Annotated in this window: 15 protein-coding genes; 4 read left to right on the plus strand and 11 right to left on the minus strand. The window is 45.3% G+C overall.

Annotation, left to right across the window (positions count from 1 at the left end; translation table 11 throughout):
* Nucleotides 1-151: 151 nt before the first annotated feature.
* The 6 genes from F6K49_RS13865 to F6K49_RS13890 form a co-directional block, all read right to left on the minus strand.
* A complete protein-coding gene (locus F6K49_RS13865; RefSeq protein ID WP_293097408.1) occupies nucleotides 152-1,930 on the minus strand; it encodes a fatty acyl-AMP ligase in 1,779 nt (592 codons plus the stop codon).
* Between the two features lie 257 nt (nucleotides 1,931-2,187).
* Nucleotides 2,188-2,964, minus strand: coding sequence for an NAD-dependent epimerase/dehydratase family protein (locus tag F6K49_RS13870; protein WP_293069040.1), 777 nt, complete (start codon nucleotides 2,962-2,964; stop codon nucleotides 2,188-2,190).
* A 1-nt stretch (nucleotide 2,965) separates the two neighbouring features.
* Nucleotides 2,966-3,202, minus strand: a complete 237-nt coding sequence (locus F6K49_RS13875) for a GMC oxidoreductase (protein WP_293097412.1) — start codon at nucleotides 3,200-3,202, stop codon at nucleotides 2,966-2,968.
* Nucleotides 3,180-3,605: a hypothetical protein gene (locus tag F6K49_RS13880; protein WP_293097417.1), complete on the minus strand. Its 426-nt coding sequence runs from the start codon at nucleotides 3,603-3,605 to the stop codon at nucleotides 3,180-3,182. Before F6K49_RS13880 ends, F6K49_RS13875 begins: the two co-directional genes overlap by 23 nt.
* Before the next feature lie 222 nt (nucleotides 3,606-3,827).
* Nucleotides 3,828-4,598: an aspartyl/asparaginyl beta-hydroxylase domain-containing protein gene (locus F6K49_RS13885; RefSeq protein ID WP_293069034.1), complete on the minus strand. Its 771-nt coding sequence runs from the start codon at nucleotides 4,596-4,598 to the stop codon at nucleotides 3,828-3,830.
* A 262-nt stretch (nucleotides 4,599-4,860) separates the two neighbouring features.
* Nucleotides 4,861-6,681: a fatty acyl-AMP ligase gene (locus F6K49_RS13890; protein ID WP_293069077.1), complete on the minus strand. Its 1,821-nt coding sequence runs from the start codon at nucleotides 6,679-6,681 to the stop codon at nucleotides 4,861-4,863.
* A gap of 427 nt (nucleotides 6,682-7,108) precedes the next feature.
* Here F6K49_RS13890 and F6K49_RS13895 point away from each other — a divergent pair, with 427 nt between their 5' ends.
* Complete coding sequence (locus F6K49_RS13895; RefSeq protein ID WP_293025712.1) at nucleotides 7,109-8,827, plus strand: aminotransferase class I/II-fold pyridoxal phosphate-dependent enzyme; 1,719 nt, start codon at nucleotides 7,109-7,111, stop codon at nucleotides 8,825-8,827.
* A 411-nt stretch (nucleotides 8,828-9,238) separates the two neighbouring features.
* Entirely contained in the window at nucleotides 9,239-10,828 is a 1,590-nt protein-coding gene (locus tag F6K49_RS13900) for a B12-binding domain-containing radical SAM protein (protein ID WP_293025710.1), read from the plus strand.
* Nucleotides 10,829-10,899: 71 nt separating this feature from the next.
* On the opposite strand, the gene F6K49_RS13905 is transcribed toward F6K49_RS13900, so the two are convergent.
* Entirely contained in the window at nucleotides 10,900-11,046 is a 147-nt protein-coding gene (locus F6K49_RS13905; protein ID WP_293097424.1) for a hypothetical protein, read from the minus strand.
* Nucleotides 11,047-11,279: 233 nt separating this feature from the next.
* Between F6K49_RS13905 and F6K49_RS13910 the strand changes: the two genes are divergently transcribed.
* Nucleotides 11,280-12,092 carry an SDR family oxidoreductase gene (locus F6K49_RS13910; protein WP_293028875.1) on the plus strand — a complete coding sequence of 271 codons (813 nt, stop codon included), beginning with the start codon at nucleotides 11,280-11,282 and terminating at the stop codon, nucleotides 12,090-12,092.
* A 49-nt stretch (nucleotides 12,093-12,141) separates the two neighbouring features.
* Here the strand turns inward: F6K49_RS13910 and F6K49_RS13915 are convergent, their stop codons facing one another.
* The 3 genes from F6K49_RS13915 to F6K49_RS13925 all read right to left on the minus strand — a co-directional run bounded on the left by F6K49_RS13915 (nucleotide 12,142) and on the right by F6K49_RS13925 (nucleotide 13,837).
* On the minus strand, nucleotides 12,142-12,285 hold the full coding sequence (locus F6K49_RS13915) for a hypothetical protein (RefSeq protein ID WP_293028869.1): 144 nt from the start codon (nucleotides 12,283-12,285) through the stop codon (nucleotides 12,142-12,144).
* A gap of 16 nt (nucleotides 12,286-12,301) precedes the next feature.
* Nucleotides 12,302-13,237, minus strand: a complete 936-nt coding sequence (gene dacB / locus F6K49_RS13920; protein ID WP_293028866.1) for a D-alanyl-D-alanine carboxypeptidase/D-alanyl-D-alanine-endopeptidase — start codon at nucleotides 13,235-13,237, stop codon at nucleotides 12,302-12,304.
* 216 nt (nucleotides 13,238-13,453) lie between these two features.
* Nucleotides 13,454-13,837 carry a hypothetical protein gene (locus tag F6K49_RS13925; RefSeq protein WP_293028862.1) on the minus strand — a complete coding sequence of 128 codons (384 nt, stop codon included), beginning with the start codon at nucleotides 13,835-13,837 and terminating at the stop codon, nucleotides 13,454-13,456.
* A gap of 52 nt (nucleotides 13,838-13,889) precedes the next feature.
* On the opposite strand from F6K49_RS13925, the gene F6K49_RS13930 reads away from it, so the two are divergent.
* Nucleotides 13,890-14,183 (plus strand): hypothetical protein, encoded by a 294-nt coding sequence (locus tag F6K49_RS13930; protein ID WP_293097429.1) that lies wholly within the window; start codon nucleotides 13,890-13,892, stop codon nucleotides 14,181-14,183.
* Nucleotides 14,184-14,563: 380 nt separating this feature from the next.
* Here the strand turns inward: F6K49_RS13930 and F6K49_RS13935 are convergent, their stop codons facing one another.
* Nucleotides 14,564-14,728 (minus strand): hypothetical protein, encoded by a 165-nt coding sequence (locus F6K49_RS13935; protein ID WP_293097437.1) that lies wholly within the window; start codon nucleotides 14,726-14,728, stop codon nucleotides 14,564-14,566.
* Nucleotides 14,729-14,860 lie beyond the last annotated feature (132 nt).

Genomic DNA, 14,860 nt, shown 5'->3' on the forward strand with positions numbered 1-14,860 from the left:
CGGTGTCAAGGGAACAGGCAACATAAACATCTGTTAACCTTTACTTCGACTGCTATAATTCTCATTCCACCTGAAGCGAGTCTGTTCAGGAAGTTTTGAGGCTTAGGGCAAGGTGTTATCTTAATGGTTAAGGGTGCCTAAAGCCAATAGCCTAATCCCCATCATTTATAACAGCCAGAGTTCCCGCTAGAAAACTCTGGCGACAGGCATGACGCTGAATCTTACCACTAGAGGTCTTGGGAATAGTACCTGGTTTGAGCAACAGAGCAGTATGAACCTGCAAATCGTGATGTTGTAAGACTGCTCGTCTGATTAACCGGATTAACTCCTTGGTATCAAGGGCATGGCCTTTCGCTCCATTGCCAGGATCAGAAGCGGCTAGCCGAGTAGATTTCCAATAGCTACGTTCTACCTCAGCAATCACCACTAACTGTTCCTCACCAGCAATATTCACGGAAAATCCTGCCGAACACGTGGGTCTGAGCAAGGAGTGGGTGTTTTCTACGGTCCATTCAATATCTTGGGGATAGTGGTTACGACCATTAATAATAATCAGATCCTTCAGACGACCAGTAATAAATAATTCACCATCGAGCATGAATCCCAAGTCACCGGTGCGTAGAAATGGCTTTTCCCCCATCGGTGCTAGGGTTACGCCAAAGTTGTGTTTTGTTGTTGCCGGTTGATTCCAGTAACCTTGGGCAATGCTTGGTCCTGATACCCAAATTTCTCCCACTTGTCCTGGTTCACATGGGGTCAAGGTTTCAGGATGGACAATTACAATCTGCTGGTCTGGCAGGCTTTGACCACAGCCTACCAGAGTAAGGGTACCTTCTTGATCAACACTAGCTGGGACAACCTGATTTTGCTCCAGTGCTGCCCCCTCAACTGTTTTTAAGACAATTGGGGCACTTTTGATACCACCAGAAACCATTAAGGTGGCTTCAGCCATGCCATAGCAAGGGTAGAATGCTTCTCGGCGGAAGCCACAGGAATCAAACTTTGTGGCAAACCGCTCTAAAATGGCCGAGTTAATGGGCTCAGCTCCGTTAAAGGCAATGTCCCAACTACTCAAATCCAAGTTTGTTAGTTGTTCCGGCTTGATTTTGCGATCGCATAAGTCGTAACCAAAGTTTGGTCCTCCACTGCTGGTGGCTCGATAGTTGGAAATTGCTTTTAACCAGCGGATCGGACTTTGCAAAAACATCAAGGGGGACATGAGAGTAGCTGGAAAACCGCCGTATAGAGGTTGGAGTATGCCACCAATCAGACCCATGTCATGGTACATCGGCAACCAACTCACCACACTGCTCTGGTCGGTGTGCTCAAAATACTGATAGATAGCACCTGAATTATGGACTAGATTGCTGTGGCTAATCATCACTCCCTTCGGGGCAGCGGTTGAACCAGAGGTGTATTGGAGAAAAGCTAGGGTGCTACCATCTATAGCTGGTTGCTGCCATGATTGAGCTAAGTTGCCGTTGATGTTTTCTGTGGCTAGCCAGTGCAGTGTCTTCAGTTCTGGAGCTTGAGTAAACCGTCGCTCTAAATTAGACAGGATTGCTTGGGTAGTTAGGGCTACCCTTGCCAGGGAATCCTTGACAATTGCCTGAACACGGACAAGGGAGCGGTTTGGTCTAGGAGGATAAGCGGGGACAGCTACAACCCCAGCGTACAGACACCCGAAAAATGCACAAATATAGTCTAGACCAGGAGGATACAGTAGTAGGGCAGTTTCTCCTTGGGAATATATTGATTGCAGGTGAAACGCGATCGCTTGGGCTTGTTGCTCCAACTGTTGGTAAGTCAGAGTGACCTGTTCGGTTTCTCCATCCACCAAAAAGGTATATGCGATCGCATCTGGCTGGTTAACTGCTCTGTAGCGCAGGATATCAACTAATGTGGCTGCTTGGAGAATAGTTTGTGACACCTTTTACCCCTGCACTCAACAACTTACACAAAACAACTTACACAAAACATTTAAAATCATTACTTTAGCCTAATTCCGACATAACCAACTATGCTCCAATTTAGGATTTTTAGGTTAGGAGCTTCGAGTAACAATAATTTATTTTACTGGAATTAATTTTTAACATACATTTGGTAAATAATACATCAATTATTAACAATCATTCCCATTCCCACACTTCCGACATTCTTACCGAAATTACCTATTTCATAGTTAGACTAATTTGCTGCACCGATGCCATCCAAACAACTGTAGTTTGTTAAATAAATTGGGGAACAAAGCAAAGAGGAGACGTATTTGAATATTTTCAAGCTAAAAGGCTCATCATAAGTTCCCACCCATTCTTGGTTTTTCTCAATCCAGCTGGCGATTGTCTTAGCCACTTTTTCAGCAGGAGGAGCAGAATTGACTCGGTTAGCTCGGATTTTATAACCTTTTTCATTGAGACGGTTCACTGGTGCCCAAGCCAAGGGACCGCTGATCACACCAGGACGGTAAAGCCTCATGGGAATTTGATGATTGCTGGCGTGGTAAACGATTGGTCCAACACCTGACCAGTAATAGTGCAAAGGGATTTTACCAGAATGATAGAGTGGACCAAAACAAGAAGGGCTACCATCTGCGATGGAACCAATAGCAACAACATCTAGGGGTCGCTCGCGCTTTAGCTTGGCTGCTTCGAGGGCTACCAATGCTGGCCAACTGTAGTTAACACGGTTCATCGATTCTACTATCTCAACCAGTGGCACTCCTCCATCCCCTACCTCAGTTTCGATTTGTCCTGCATTCAGGATAATCACATCGGGGTCATACTCAAGCAACTTTTGGGCATCTTCAAGGGTTTGTTGTTGAGACACACACAATGTATTGAAATAGTTACCTTCGAGGGTTTCTTGACGGGTTACACCAACTACTTGCCAACCACGATTGATGTACTCTTGACCTAACGCACTGCCGAGGGTGCCGGAAATTCCTGTGATTACAACAGTTTTCATGCTAACAAGTCTCGTTAATATAATCTGCCACTCGCAGTGCATTAGCTACTATGGTTAAAGCAGGACTAACCCCCAAAGAGGTTGGCATAAATCCACCATCCACAACAAATACATTGTCATGATCGTGCAAACGGCAGTATGGGTCAAGCACTGATGTTTTGGAATCGGTACCAAAACGTGTGGTGCCCACTTGATGGGCTGTGTGACGATCATCTTTATCCCCGGTGGCACCAAACATGAATACTACCCCAGCATGGCCCATCACTTTCTTGAGCTGGCCCATACATATAGTAACGGGAGCGGTAAATATCGTAAGGATGAAATTTGTGGAATAGATGGATCGCTCCTGTGTTGCTAACCTCTACCCTATTTTCCGGTTGGGGCAAGTCTTCGACAAATCCTGTCATCGCCAGCTTCCGTTTGAGTAGGAATTTTGCGATCGCATCTGGAATTGGTACCGGTAAATTTTCTTGTATGCTCAGATGCCCAGGGATTGGCACGGTTTGGGAATACCCGAGCTTATGGGGAAAATCCCCTGAACCAAAATAAAGATCCGTGAACCCTAACTGCTTGATGAAGGTATCTGCGCCACCGGTAGGTTTGCTAAACAACCCAGCCGCCAAAGCACCGAAATGGTACATATAATTTCTGCCAACCTGACCACTACGACATAAGATTTAGGATATCAAAGGTAAGAGGGGAAAAAACCTGTGTACCTCGTAGGGAGCAGGAAAGAAAGAAAAGGTAACAAAGAAAAGGTAAAAAATTATTTTTACCTCTGCAGTCTTGATTCAGGAAGTACGATAAAAGCGATGCATCGCTATTCCCTATTCCCTATTCCCTATTCCCTATTCCCTATTTCTTCAAGAGCCAGCAAACACCTTATCTAAGCGTTTTTCCCATTTTTTCTGATTAGCCATAGCATCTTGAACGTAGGGTGACCAAGCAATTAGTTTAATAAATAATAGATTAATCCATGAAGCAGGAAAACGGAGGGGTCTAACAATATCTAGAAATAAAACCACCCGGATTCCATCGGTTTCATTCCATACCTCATGGGGGAAGGTATCATCAAATATCATCGCTTTTCCTTCTTCCCAATAGCGAATGTCGTTACCAACACGAATCCGACAATTTTCCTTTGGTTCAGGAACACGTAATCCTAGAAGACATCTGATTACCCCTTTATAAGGTCCCCTGTGTTCAGGGATATGCTTCCCAGGTAATAGGATTGAAAAAAATGCCGTTTTCATACCTGGAATTTTTTCGATAATACGAGTGGTTTCCGGACAGTTTTTACAATTTTGTTTAGATTTAATTCCATAGCCATAAAAGCCATAGGTTTTCCAGCGATTATCTGTGCTGAGATAATCTCCCTGGTCTGGGGAAATATCTTGGAAGGTGGGTAGACTATCTCTATATTTCAAGACTTGATCGAGCTCTTGGCGAATCCTCATCGATTGAGATTCTAACTCTTCCACCCAATTAAATTGGTCAGGCTCAAAGAAGGTTGAATTACCAATTAATGAATAATTAGTAATTAGCTTTTCCAACTTGTAGATAAGTGTTTTCCCAATACCATAGATCAGGAAATTTCTGGCTTTTTCCCTAAGAGCCTCTAAATAACGTTTCATAGTTAATTAAATTAGCTGCGCTTAGAGGTATATTTTACCATACATAATTATTTTTTTGACTGGTTGCTAAAAAAATTCATAAATTGCTAGTGATGGTCGCAATTAGTAACTGGTAATTAGTAATCTTTAACACATTTAATAGCAAAGGGAATAGGGAACAGCGGATCTGGGAATAGGGAGCAGCGGATCTGGGAGTAGGTAATATGGCATCAAAAATTATGACAATTCCTAGACGGATCCCTAAATCATCCCAATAATAACGTTAGGATTCTGAGCCACCAACATTCAACTGACTCAACAGATCGGTAATACTACGGGGCTGTTGTTGACTCTGTCGCCATTCACCTACTGCTTCTAAAGTTCCATCAAGAAATCGCAGCCGACATTCCCGACGTTTAATCTTCCCACTAGAGGTCTTGGGAATACTTCCGGTTTTGAGCAGCACAATCCCATAAACATCAGCAATATGCTCTTGGGCTACTGCTTGACGAATGGCTGCCACTACTTCATCAACCACTAAGTGTCTAAGGTAATTCCGCTTTATCTCTTGAGCAATAACTAATCGTTCTTCCCCTTCTAAATCTACGGAAAACGCTGCACTAGCATTGGGTCGCAGAGCTGGATGACTCTTCTCAACAGTTGCTTCAATATGCTGGGGATAGCGGTTGTTTCCCCAGAGGATCATCAATTCTTTGAGGCGACCGGTGATAAACAGTTCCCCATCTTGTAGGAATCCTAAGTCTCCAGTACGCAGAAATGGTCCAGTGCCGGTGTCTTTTATATAGGCACCAAATGTCCGTTCTGTTTCCTCTGGTTGATTCCAATAGCCCTTGCCGACACCATTACCAGATACCCAAATTTCGCCGACTTTATTCTCTGGACACTCTATTAGGGTTTCCGGGTCAACAATTACCACGTGATCATCTAACCAGGGCTGACCACAGCCGACAATCCTTTGTGTTCCCTGTTGGTCTTTCGTAGCAGCTACCACCTGATTTTCTCCTAGGGCACCTTGCTCAACATACTTAATCACCGGAGGGTTAGCTTTCAATCCCCCGGAAATAAATAATGTGGTTTCAGCCATACCGTAGCAGGGGTAAAATGCTTCTGGTCTAAACCCACAAGGTGCAAAGGTCTCGGCAAACCGTTCTAGGGTTTCGGCTCGAATCGGTTCAGCACCGGAAAACGCTACTTCCCAACTGCTGAGGTCTAGAGTTTCCATCTGTTCCGGAGTGACCTGGCGACACAATAGGTCATAGGCAAAATTGGGACCACCACTGGTGGTGGCTTTATAGCGGGAAATGGCTTGGAGCCAGCAAACGGGTTTCTGTATCAAGGCTACTGGTGACATGAGTGTAAGGGGAAATCTCCCATAGATGGGCTGGATCACGCCACCAATCAAGCCCATATCATGAAACAAGGGTAACCAGATCACTCCTTGACTGTTAAGGGTATGCTCGAAGCACTGATAGATCAAGGCTGAGTTGTACAGAATATTACCATGGGTCACCATTACCCCTTTTGGCTTACCGGTAGACCCTGAGGTGTACTGTAGAAAGGCTAAGCTATCCTGATCTGGGCGCTCGGTTTCAATCCAGTCTGATGCTAGAGACGGGGAAATTTCGTTGGTTTCTATCCAGGACAGTTCAGTTAAGGTTGGGGCTAATTCTGGATTCGAGGCACACTGCTGCTGGATTCTTTTCCAGAGGTCTGTGGTAGTAAGGGCTACTGTGGCTTGGGAAGAAATGACCCGCTGCTGTAATTGGGCAATAGCCTGTTTCGACCGGGGGGGATTAGCGGTCACTGCTACAACTGAGGCATACAGACACCCAAAGAAAGCGGCAATGAACTCTAAACCAGCGGTATAGGGGTAGACTAATAAGGCACGGGAGCCCCTGGCAACTAGAGACTGTAGCTGAGCAGCAATGGCTCTGGCTTGTTGATCTAACTGTTGATAGGTCAGATGACCAGATTCTGTTTCCCCGTCTGCTAGGAAAGTGTAAGCAATTTGGTTAGGTTGGTTTAGCGCTCTATCGACCACGAGATCGACTAAGTTGGAGTATTTAGCTTTATGGTTTGCCATTATGCGATCGCGAATTATCCCTGCTTTGTTTCCCCTCATACCAAGCCTAGAGGCGAAGTTACCAGACCCAATCAACAAAATCTGCATCTTACGAAACAGATTTTTAGATGAAAAATAGCTTACCTGTCAAACGCTATCGGCGCAAGAGGGTAGACTTGACTTGATTGATAGAATTTTTCACAAGTTTTAGTAGTTCGTGGCAAAATAACCATCAAGTCAACCCCAAAAATAGCAATTCATTGGCTTCAAGAGTGACAACTAGACCGAAATAGAGGCATAATCTCTGTTTAGAACATTGTTAGCTGTTGAAGGTTCACAACTAGACTCAATGATCGAAAAGTCATGGAGGGGTAAGGGCAGACGATCACCCAGTGCCAGTAACTGGAGTTGGGTGATCTAATCTTTTAGTGTGGTGAAGGAGTGCAACATGGAATTGTTGAACCAGGTCTGGAACGGGAAAGAAAGCTCACCGACCACTATGGTTACGAGTGATCACAAATCTACCGTCAGTTCCCCAAAATTATCTAAAGCAGCATCAAGCATTGCGACTTGGTTAGTGTCCAAGCTAGCAGAAGTACTTGAGCTGGATGCCCAAGAAATCGATATTCATCGGGATTTTACCGATTATGGTTTGAATTCGATTGAAGCTGTCAACCTATCCGGAGAGCTGGAGAATTTCCTTGGACATCGGCTTTCCCCAACCCTTTTATGGGATCACGACAATATTGAGGCATTGGCTGAGTATTTGGCGGAATACGTTGCTAAACAACCAACAGGAAACTCACAAGCTCACCTAGAAACCTCGTCAAGGAGGTCAATACCGGAAACGAATGGTCATATATTATCGGCCAAAAACGGTCTAATCCCAAATCAAGATGCAGAAAAGCTAGACAATCAAGATATCCCACCGGAATACCATAATTTCCACCTATACCCAGAATACCGCAAACTGCAATTGCAACAGGAGGAAATCAAAGCGCTGGGGGTCAACAATCCTTTCTTTACCCCCCAAGAACGGGTGGTAAACAATACCACACAGATTGGTGGCCGAGAACTGATTAATTATGCCACTTATAATTATCTGGGGATGTGTGGTGACCCAGTTATTTCTCAAGCAGCAAAGGATGCCATTGATCGTTATGGTACCTCCGCCTGTGCTAGCCGTCTGTTGTCAGGGGAAAAACCGTTACATCGAGAGCTCGAAAAAGAAATTGCTGAGTTTATTGGTACTGAGGATAGTATCGTCTATGTGGGCGGTCATGCTACTAACGTAACTACTATTAGTCACTTATTTGGCAAAAACGACCTAATCTTACATGATTCTCTGAGCCACAACAGTATTCTACAGGGATGCATCCTGTCGGGAGCGAGCATTATTGCTTTTCCTCATAATGACTGTCAGGCATTGGAGAAAATACTCCAGGAGCGTCGTCACCACTATCAACGGGTACTGATTGTGATCGAAGGGGTTTACAGTACTGATGGTGACATTCCCGACTTGCCTCAGTTCATTGCAGTCAAGAAACGCCACAAAGCTTTCCTGATGGTAGATGAAGCTCACTCCATCGGGGTACTGGGCAAACATGGTCGAGGGGTTGGTGAGTTCTGTGGGGTTGATCCCGCTGATGTAGATTTGTGGATGGGTACCCTCAGCAAGTCATTTGCTAGCTGCGGTGGCTATATTGCTGGTTGCGCTGCTGTGGTAGAATACCTCAAGTATACCTCCCCCGGATTTGTCTATAGTGTTGGCATAGCCCCCCCTAATGCAGCCTCGGTCTTGGCTTCCATAAGGCTACTCAAGGCAGAACCAGAGCGAGTTGCACTGTTGCACCAGCGAGCTAAACTTTTCCTGGAATTAGCCCAGAAACAGGGACTCAACACAGGGACGAGTAAAGATTCTCCGGTGATTCCAATTATTGTGGGAGATGCCTTGAAGTCGGTGCAACTCTCTCAGAATCTGTTTAAGCGTGGTATCAATGTCCCGTTTATGTTCTACCCGTCGGTGCCACAAAATGCTGCCCGCCTGCGCTTCTTTATCACCTGTAACCATACGGAGGAGCAAATTCGCTTTACGGTGAACACCCTGGCTCAAGAAGTAGCAAAGCTCCAGCAGGACGATAGTACCCAGATATCACCCTTAGAGTAACTAAGAGTAACTATCTGATAGTAACTATACTGCACACGGTCATAACCTGAGCTTATTGATGATCCCTTAACAAGGGGTAACTCTCAGTTGAGGCCGGTGCTAAGTATAACTACTGACAGGTAAATCTAAGGGAAAACTGGCAACTTACAGATTACAAACCCCGTTGGCGGATTGAGTGGAAATTAACTCGGGGATCAGACTATATATATTAGCAAACCTTAGTAACTAACTGGGGAATAGTCTCCCACCCCGTTACCTACCTAATATTTACCTAACCTAATAGTTAGTGGCTGACAGGTAATCCGCCAACGACATCTTTCCAACTCTGGTTAAGTTAAGCCAGCTTTGATCAATTGATAAATTCGGATAAATCAATTCCGGAAAACCTAACTATCGTTTCAGGTGCTACTTATGCGAGTTTTACTGCTATATCCTCTGTTTCCCAAAAGTTTCTGGTCAATGGAGAGAACCATTGAGTTGGTGAATCACAAGGCACTGATGCCACCCCTAGGTTTGGTGACAGTAGCGGCGATATTACCTCAGACATGGTCCTTTAAACTGCTTGACCGCAATGTATCTGAGGTAACGGAGGCAGAATGGGATTGGGCTGAGATAGTGATTATCTCAGGTATGATCGTCCAGAAAAAAGATTTCCTTGAGCACATTCAGGAAGCTAAACGCCGTGGGAAAAAGGTAGCCGTGGGTGGTCCTTACCCGACTACCTCACCCCACGAGCCTGAAGCGGCTGGGGCAGATTACTTGATTTTGGATGAAGGGGAAATTACCCTACCCATGTTTGTGTCAGCGATTGAACGGGGCGAGACTAAAGGGGTGTTCCGTGCTAATGGTGAGAAGCCGGATGTGACTGAGACCCCAATCCCCCGTTTTGATCTTCTCGACCTGGAAGCCTATGACACCATGGCAATCCAGTTCTCTCGGGGCTGTCCATTTCAGTGCGAATTCTGCGATATTATTGTCCTCTACGGTCGCAAACCCCGCACCAAAACTCCCGAGCAGTTGTTAGCTGAACTAGAACGCCTCTTAGAACTGAATTTCCAAGGGGGGATTTTTCTAGTAGATGACAACTTTATTGGCAATAAGCGCAATGTCAAGATTCTGCTGAAAGCCATGAAAGTCTGGATGGCTGAACACGAGTATCCTTTTAGCTTCACCACAGAAGCTTCAGTGGATTTGGCTCAAGACCAAGAACTGATGGACCTGATGGTCGATTGTAATTTTAAAGAGGTCTTTTTAGGCATTGAAACTCCTGATGAAGACAGCCTTACCCTGACAAAAAAGTTCCAAAATACTCGAGATTCTCTGAGTGAATCCGTGGATGCAATTACCCAGGCAGGTATCAGGGTGATGGCAGGGTTTATCATGGGCTTTGATGGGGAAAAACCTGGCGCAGGCGATCGCATTGTCCAGTTTATTGAGAAAACCTCGATTCCTATTGCCTTGTTTAGTATGTTGCAGGCATTGCCTAATACTGCTCTGTGGCATCGCCTTGAAAAAGAAGGACGACTTCTCGATGGTGGGGCTAATATTAACCAAACCACTTTGATCAATTTTGTGCCAACTCGGCCAGTGGAAGAAATTGCTCGTGAATATGTGGAGGCGTTTTGGACTCTGTATGACCCAGAGCGATTTTTAAACCGCATCTACAACTACTTTATGAAGCTGGGTCTACCAAGGCATGGTGTATCTCGTCCGATCGATTGGGTGATTATCCGGGCGCTACTGACCATATGCTGGCGACAAGGGGTTCTTCGTAAGACCCGCTGGACTTTCTGGAATAGTCTGTTTAAGCTGATTCAGCAGAAACCGAAAGTTGTGGGCTCTTTCTTTGTGGTTTGTGCCTACGCAGAACACTTCCTGGAATATCGCCAAATTGTTCGTGACCAAATTGAGGCTCAGCTGGCTGAATTTATGACGAATAAACCAGCACCTTTACCAGCTAAGAATGAGGAAGTGGCGGTAAGCGAATCCGCGATCGCATAATTCATTTTTAGTTTAGGGAATAGGGAGTAGGGAGTAGGGAGTAGGGGGCGTTGCTTAATAATGGAATGATTTTAAGAGTCAGGTAGAATGGGCATCTGTGGAATGGGCATCTTGCCCGTGACCGGAATGGGCATCTGTGGAATGGGCATCTTGCCCGTGACCGGAATGGGCATCTGTGGAATGGGCATCTGTGGAATGGGCATCTGTGGAATGGGCATCTTGCCCGTGACCGGAATGGGCATCTGTGGAATGGGCATCTGTGGAATGGGCATCTTGCCCGTGACCGGAATGGGCATCTTGCCCGTTATCAATATTTTCGCGCGGGCAGGATGCCCACTCTACTCCTATTCATTCCAAGACTGACCCAACGCCCCCGATTCCCGATTCCCGATTCCCGACTCCCGACTCCCGATTCCCGACTCCCGACTCCCTGTTCCCTATAGATTCAACCATGACCTTCAATCAACAGCACGCTATTATCACAGGGGGTTCCAGTGGGATTGGCAAAGCTACTGCCAAATTATTAGCCCAGAAGGGAGCTAATCTGACCTTGATTGCTAGGGATACAGCTAAGCTAGAGCAGGCTAAAGTCGAGCTTGAAGGGATGCGAAGGCATCCGCAAGCAAAAATTATCACTATTTCTGCTGATGTTTCCCAGCAGATACAGGTAGAAGCAGCTATTGAGCAAGCAATTGACCAAATCGGTCCGGCTGACCTATTAATCACTAGCGCTGGTATTGCTCATCCCGGTTACTTCCAAGAGCTGCCCATAGAGGTATTTGAACAAACCATGGCAGTTAACTATTTTGGTTCCCTCTATGCTATTAAAGCAGTACTACCCAGCATGGTAGAGCAACAAAAGGGTCATATTGTACTGCTATCTTCCGGTGCTGGACTGATTGGTATTTATGGCTATACCCCTTACTGTCCCAGTAAATTTGCCTTGCGGGGTTTAGCGGAATCCTTGCGCGGTGAGTTAAAGCCCCAAGGTATTCATGTTTCTATTGTCTATCCTCCCGATACCGATACCCCACAACTGGAAGCAGAAAATAAAACCAAGCCCCTGGAAACTAAGATGATTACTGGCAGTGCCCAGATGTGGAGTGCAACTGCTGTAGCGAATCAGATTGTACGAGGTATTGAGAAAAAGCAGTTTGGGATCATGCCAGGATTCGAGATGAGATTACTAGGCCGGTTCCATAGCTTGCTCGCTCCGGGATTGAATTGGTATTTTGATCGGATTGTTGCAGGGAATAGGGAATAGGGAATAGGGAATAGGGAATAGGGAATAGGGGGAAGACTAGTTTGAAGGATTAGACAGTCGGGAGTCGGAACCCACCCCTAACCCCTCCCAGGAGGGGAACGGGAGTCGGGAGTCGGATAATTACCCTTAATAAAAATCTCCCCATCTCCCCATCTCCCCATCTCCCCATCTCCCCATCTCCCCATCTCCCCATCTCCCCAGCCTCTCTATCAACTACAAGGCATCAGCTGAGTTAAGCGCAGAACGATCTGATCAATTCCCTTTTCTAAGACTTTGCCTGACTGGGATGGTTGATTAACCATGATGCTAAACACAATAGTTCCGTAATCGGGATGTTCTAGATATCCAGACAGAGCTTTCACTCCTCTGAGGGTGCCGGTTTTGGCTTGAACTTTGGTTTGTGTAGAGGGATGACGCAACCGATTTTTCAGAGTACCGCTCACTCCCGCAACTGGTAAAGAAGCGAAGAAAACTTCATTATTATTAGCATCACTCATCCCTTTGAGAGTGGTTACAAATACCTCCGGAGTCGCTAAATTTTTCCGGGATAAGCCAGACCCATCTACCAATCGATAACTATTAGGGTTAACTCCTAATTCCGCCAAAGCATCCTGCACTACTTCTGACCCGCCAATATAGCGCAATAAGGTATCAGCATAACTATTGTTGCTTTTTAGATTCGTTATCTTCACCCATTCTTCCATTGACTTAGAGCGAATCGGAGTATTGGGATGAAGCTTGTTTAATGCTGCCGCTGTAGTTAATAGTTTGATGTTAGAAGCAGGGATAAAGTATTGATTAGCATTGTGGCTGTAGAAAACCTTCTCTTCCGATAATGATTCAACCACAATCCCCCATTTCCCTCTGGCAAAGGAAGGATGATCGATAATCGAGTTAATTACTGGTGGCAGAAACTCCGGACAAATGCCATTCTTGTTCGTTTCCGGAGGAGGAACAGGGATTTTAATGGAATCGGGAGGAGCTATTTCTGGAGGAACCACAGAAATTTCCAGAGATTTTCCCTCTTGCCTTAAGTCCGCAACTGTTCTAGCGCTAGCTTTTCTAGACGTAATAGGAGATACCGTAGTCAGCACAGCTACAGTTAGCATTCCTAAGGATTTCAACCAATAATTCAATTGGGTCATAGTGAGGTAGTCGTGTTGCTACAGTTCAACAAGCACTAACAGATCAAAAAAAGCCTTGGTAGTTTAGGGTTTTATCCCAAACTACATCCTACAATACCTTTGACAAAACTGAAGAATTTTTCGTTGCTTAATTAAAAATAATCATACCGAAAATACCGACATTATAATACTACCGAGAGAGACTATAACTAGTCTTTCAATATTCCTGAATTTTATTCAAAAATAGATTAAATTTCTATGAATATTAGATGAATTTATCCATTTTTTTTTAAGGTTGTTCGCCCAAGGGGTTGCGGTAGGGAAGGTTGAAGGTTGAAGGTTGTTCGCGTAGCGTGGCCATTCGCGTAGCGTGGCCCAAAGGCCAAGGCCAAGGTTGTTCGCGTAGCGTGGCCATTCGCGTAGCGTGGCCCAAAGGCCAAGGCCAAGGTTACAGGTTGTTCGCGTAGCGTGGCCATTCGCGTAGCGTGGCCCAAAGGCCAAGGCCAAGGTTACAGGTTGTTCGCGTAGCGTGGCCGAAAGGCCAATCGCATTCAGGATTAGACCTCGCACAGTCAAACAGCAAAAATCATCTGCACCGGTTAGGGACGGGCTCGCACTCATTTTCTCGGTAGCCAGTTTTGGGACAGCCCGCCCGAAAATTGTCACAGGCAAGATGCCCGTTCCACAACAAGATGCCCATGGCACCCACCGGGTCCGCTGCCAAAAAGGAACGGGCAAGATGCCCATTCCACAGATGCCCATCAAGGCTACGGGCAAGATGCCCATTCCACAGATGTCCATTCCACCAGATGCCCATTCCGGTCACGGGCAAGATGCCCATTCCACAGATGCCCATTCCACAGAGATAATTGTGATTTTTTGGTGCCATTATGGAAGTAGCTCCTATTTAGGTGGGAGAAAAGCCGCGCTGGGGATGATTAACGGGCATATCCAGCGCGGTTATTAGTTTCAGTCTGTACTTTCTATACTATACATAACTACTCGAAAAAATGCAAGGGTTGATTAAACTTTGTTACATTTATTTACAATTAACTTTACTGGCAACTTTTGAACTCAATTATGTGTAATTAATTGTTAGTTTTTTTGTTAGCTTAGCAGTTAACTATTACCTGATAATTTGCTCTTTATTTAATTTCATAGTTAGGTAGGGTGGGCAGTGCTTGAAACCGATAATAACAGATAGCGTTCGCGTAGCGTGGCCGAAAGGCCAATCGCATTACCAGGCACTGCCCACCCTACGATTATCAATTTTGTACTGCTGTCATAACAATAGAATTTAAATTAAAACCAGCTTAGGCTGACTGCTGATCGCTGATCGCTGAATGCTTAGGTGACATCTTCATACAAAGCCTCAATACTAGTAATAAAATCAACACTTTCTAAATTAATTTCACTACCTGGATCATAAAATTGCAATGTCCAAATTCCCTGGGCATTACGGCGGAAGCAGTCTAGGCGCTGATGGTCTTGGCTAATTAAGACATATTCCACCAATGCAGGGCTATTTCATTCTAAAAAGTTGCTTAAGCGTGTCTAGACCAAAAGAACAAAGTCGTTGAGCTTGTGCCATATTTTTAAACATTTGGTCACGGTATAAATTGAGTGTAAAATTACGAGCTATGG

The organism is Moorena sp. SIO3I6, from assembly GCF_010672095.1.

Excerpts from the sequence above, each read along its gene's own strand:
- F6K49_RS13880 (WP_293097417.1), bottom strand. The coding sequence starts at position 3,605 with ATGTACCATTTCGGTGCTTTGGCGGCTGGGTTGTTTAGCAAACCTACC.
- F6K49_RS13905 (WP_293097424.1), bottom strand. The coding sequence starts at position 11,046 with ATGCCCATTCCACAGATGCCCATTCCACAGATGCCCATTCCACAGATG.
- F6K49_RS13875 (WP_293097412.1), bottom strand. The coding sequence starts at position 3,202 with ATGTTTGGTGCCACCGGGGATAAAGATGATCGTCACACAGCCCATCAA.
- F6K49_RS13890 (WP_293069077.1), bottom strand. The coding sequence starts at position 6,681 with ATGGCAAACCATAAAGCTAAATACTCCAACTTAGTCGATCTCGTGGTC.
- F6K49_RS13870 (WP_293069040.1), bottom strand. The coding sequence starts at position 2,964 with ATGAAAACTGTTGTAATCACAGGAATTTCCGGCACCCTCGGCAGTGCG.
- F6K49_RS13925 (WP_293028862.1), bottom strand. The coding sequence starts at position 13,837 with ATGAGTGCGAGCCCGTCCCTAACCGGTGCAGATGATTTTTGCTGTTTG.
- F6K49_RS13885 (WP_293069034.1), bottom strand. The coding sequence starts at position 4,598 with ATGAAACGTTATTTAGAGGCTCTTAGGGAAAAAGCCAGAAATTTCCTG.
- F6K49_RS13915 (WP_293028869.1), bottom strand. The coding sequence starts at position 12,285 with ATGGGGAGATGGGGAGATGGGGAGATGGGGAGATGGGGAGATGGGGAG.
- F6K49_RS13930 (WP_293097429.1), top strand. The coding sequence starts at position 13,890 with ATGCCCGTTCCACAACAAGATGCCCATGGCACCCACCGGGTCCGCTGC.
- dacB (WP_293028866.1), bottom strand. The coding sequence starts at position 13,237 with ATGACCCAATTGAATTATTGGTTGAAATCCTTAGGAATGCTAACTGTA.
- F6K49_RS13900 (WP_293025710.1), top strand. The coding sequence starts at position 9,239 with ATGCGAGTTTTACTGCTATATCCTCTGTTTCCCAAAAGTTTCTGGTCA.
- F6K49_RS13895 (WP_293025712.1), top strand. The coding sequence starts at position 7,109 with ATGGAATTGTTGAACCAGGTCTGGAACGGGAAAGAAAGCTCACCGACC.
- F6K49_RS13910 (WP_293028875.1), top strand. The coding sequence starts at position 11,280 with ATGACCTTCAATCAACAGCACGCTATTATCACAGGGGGTTCCAGTGGG.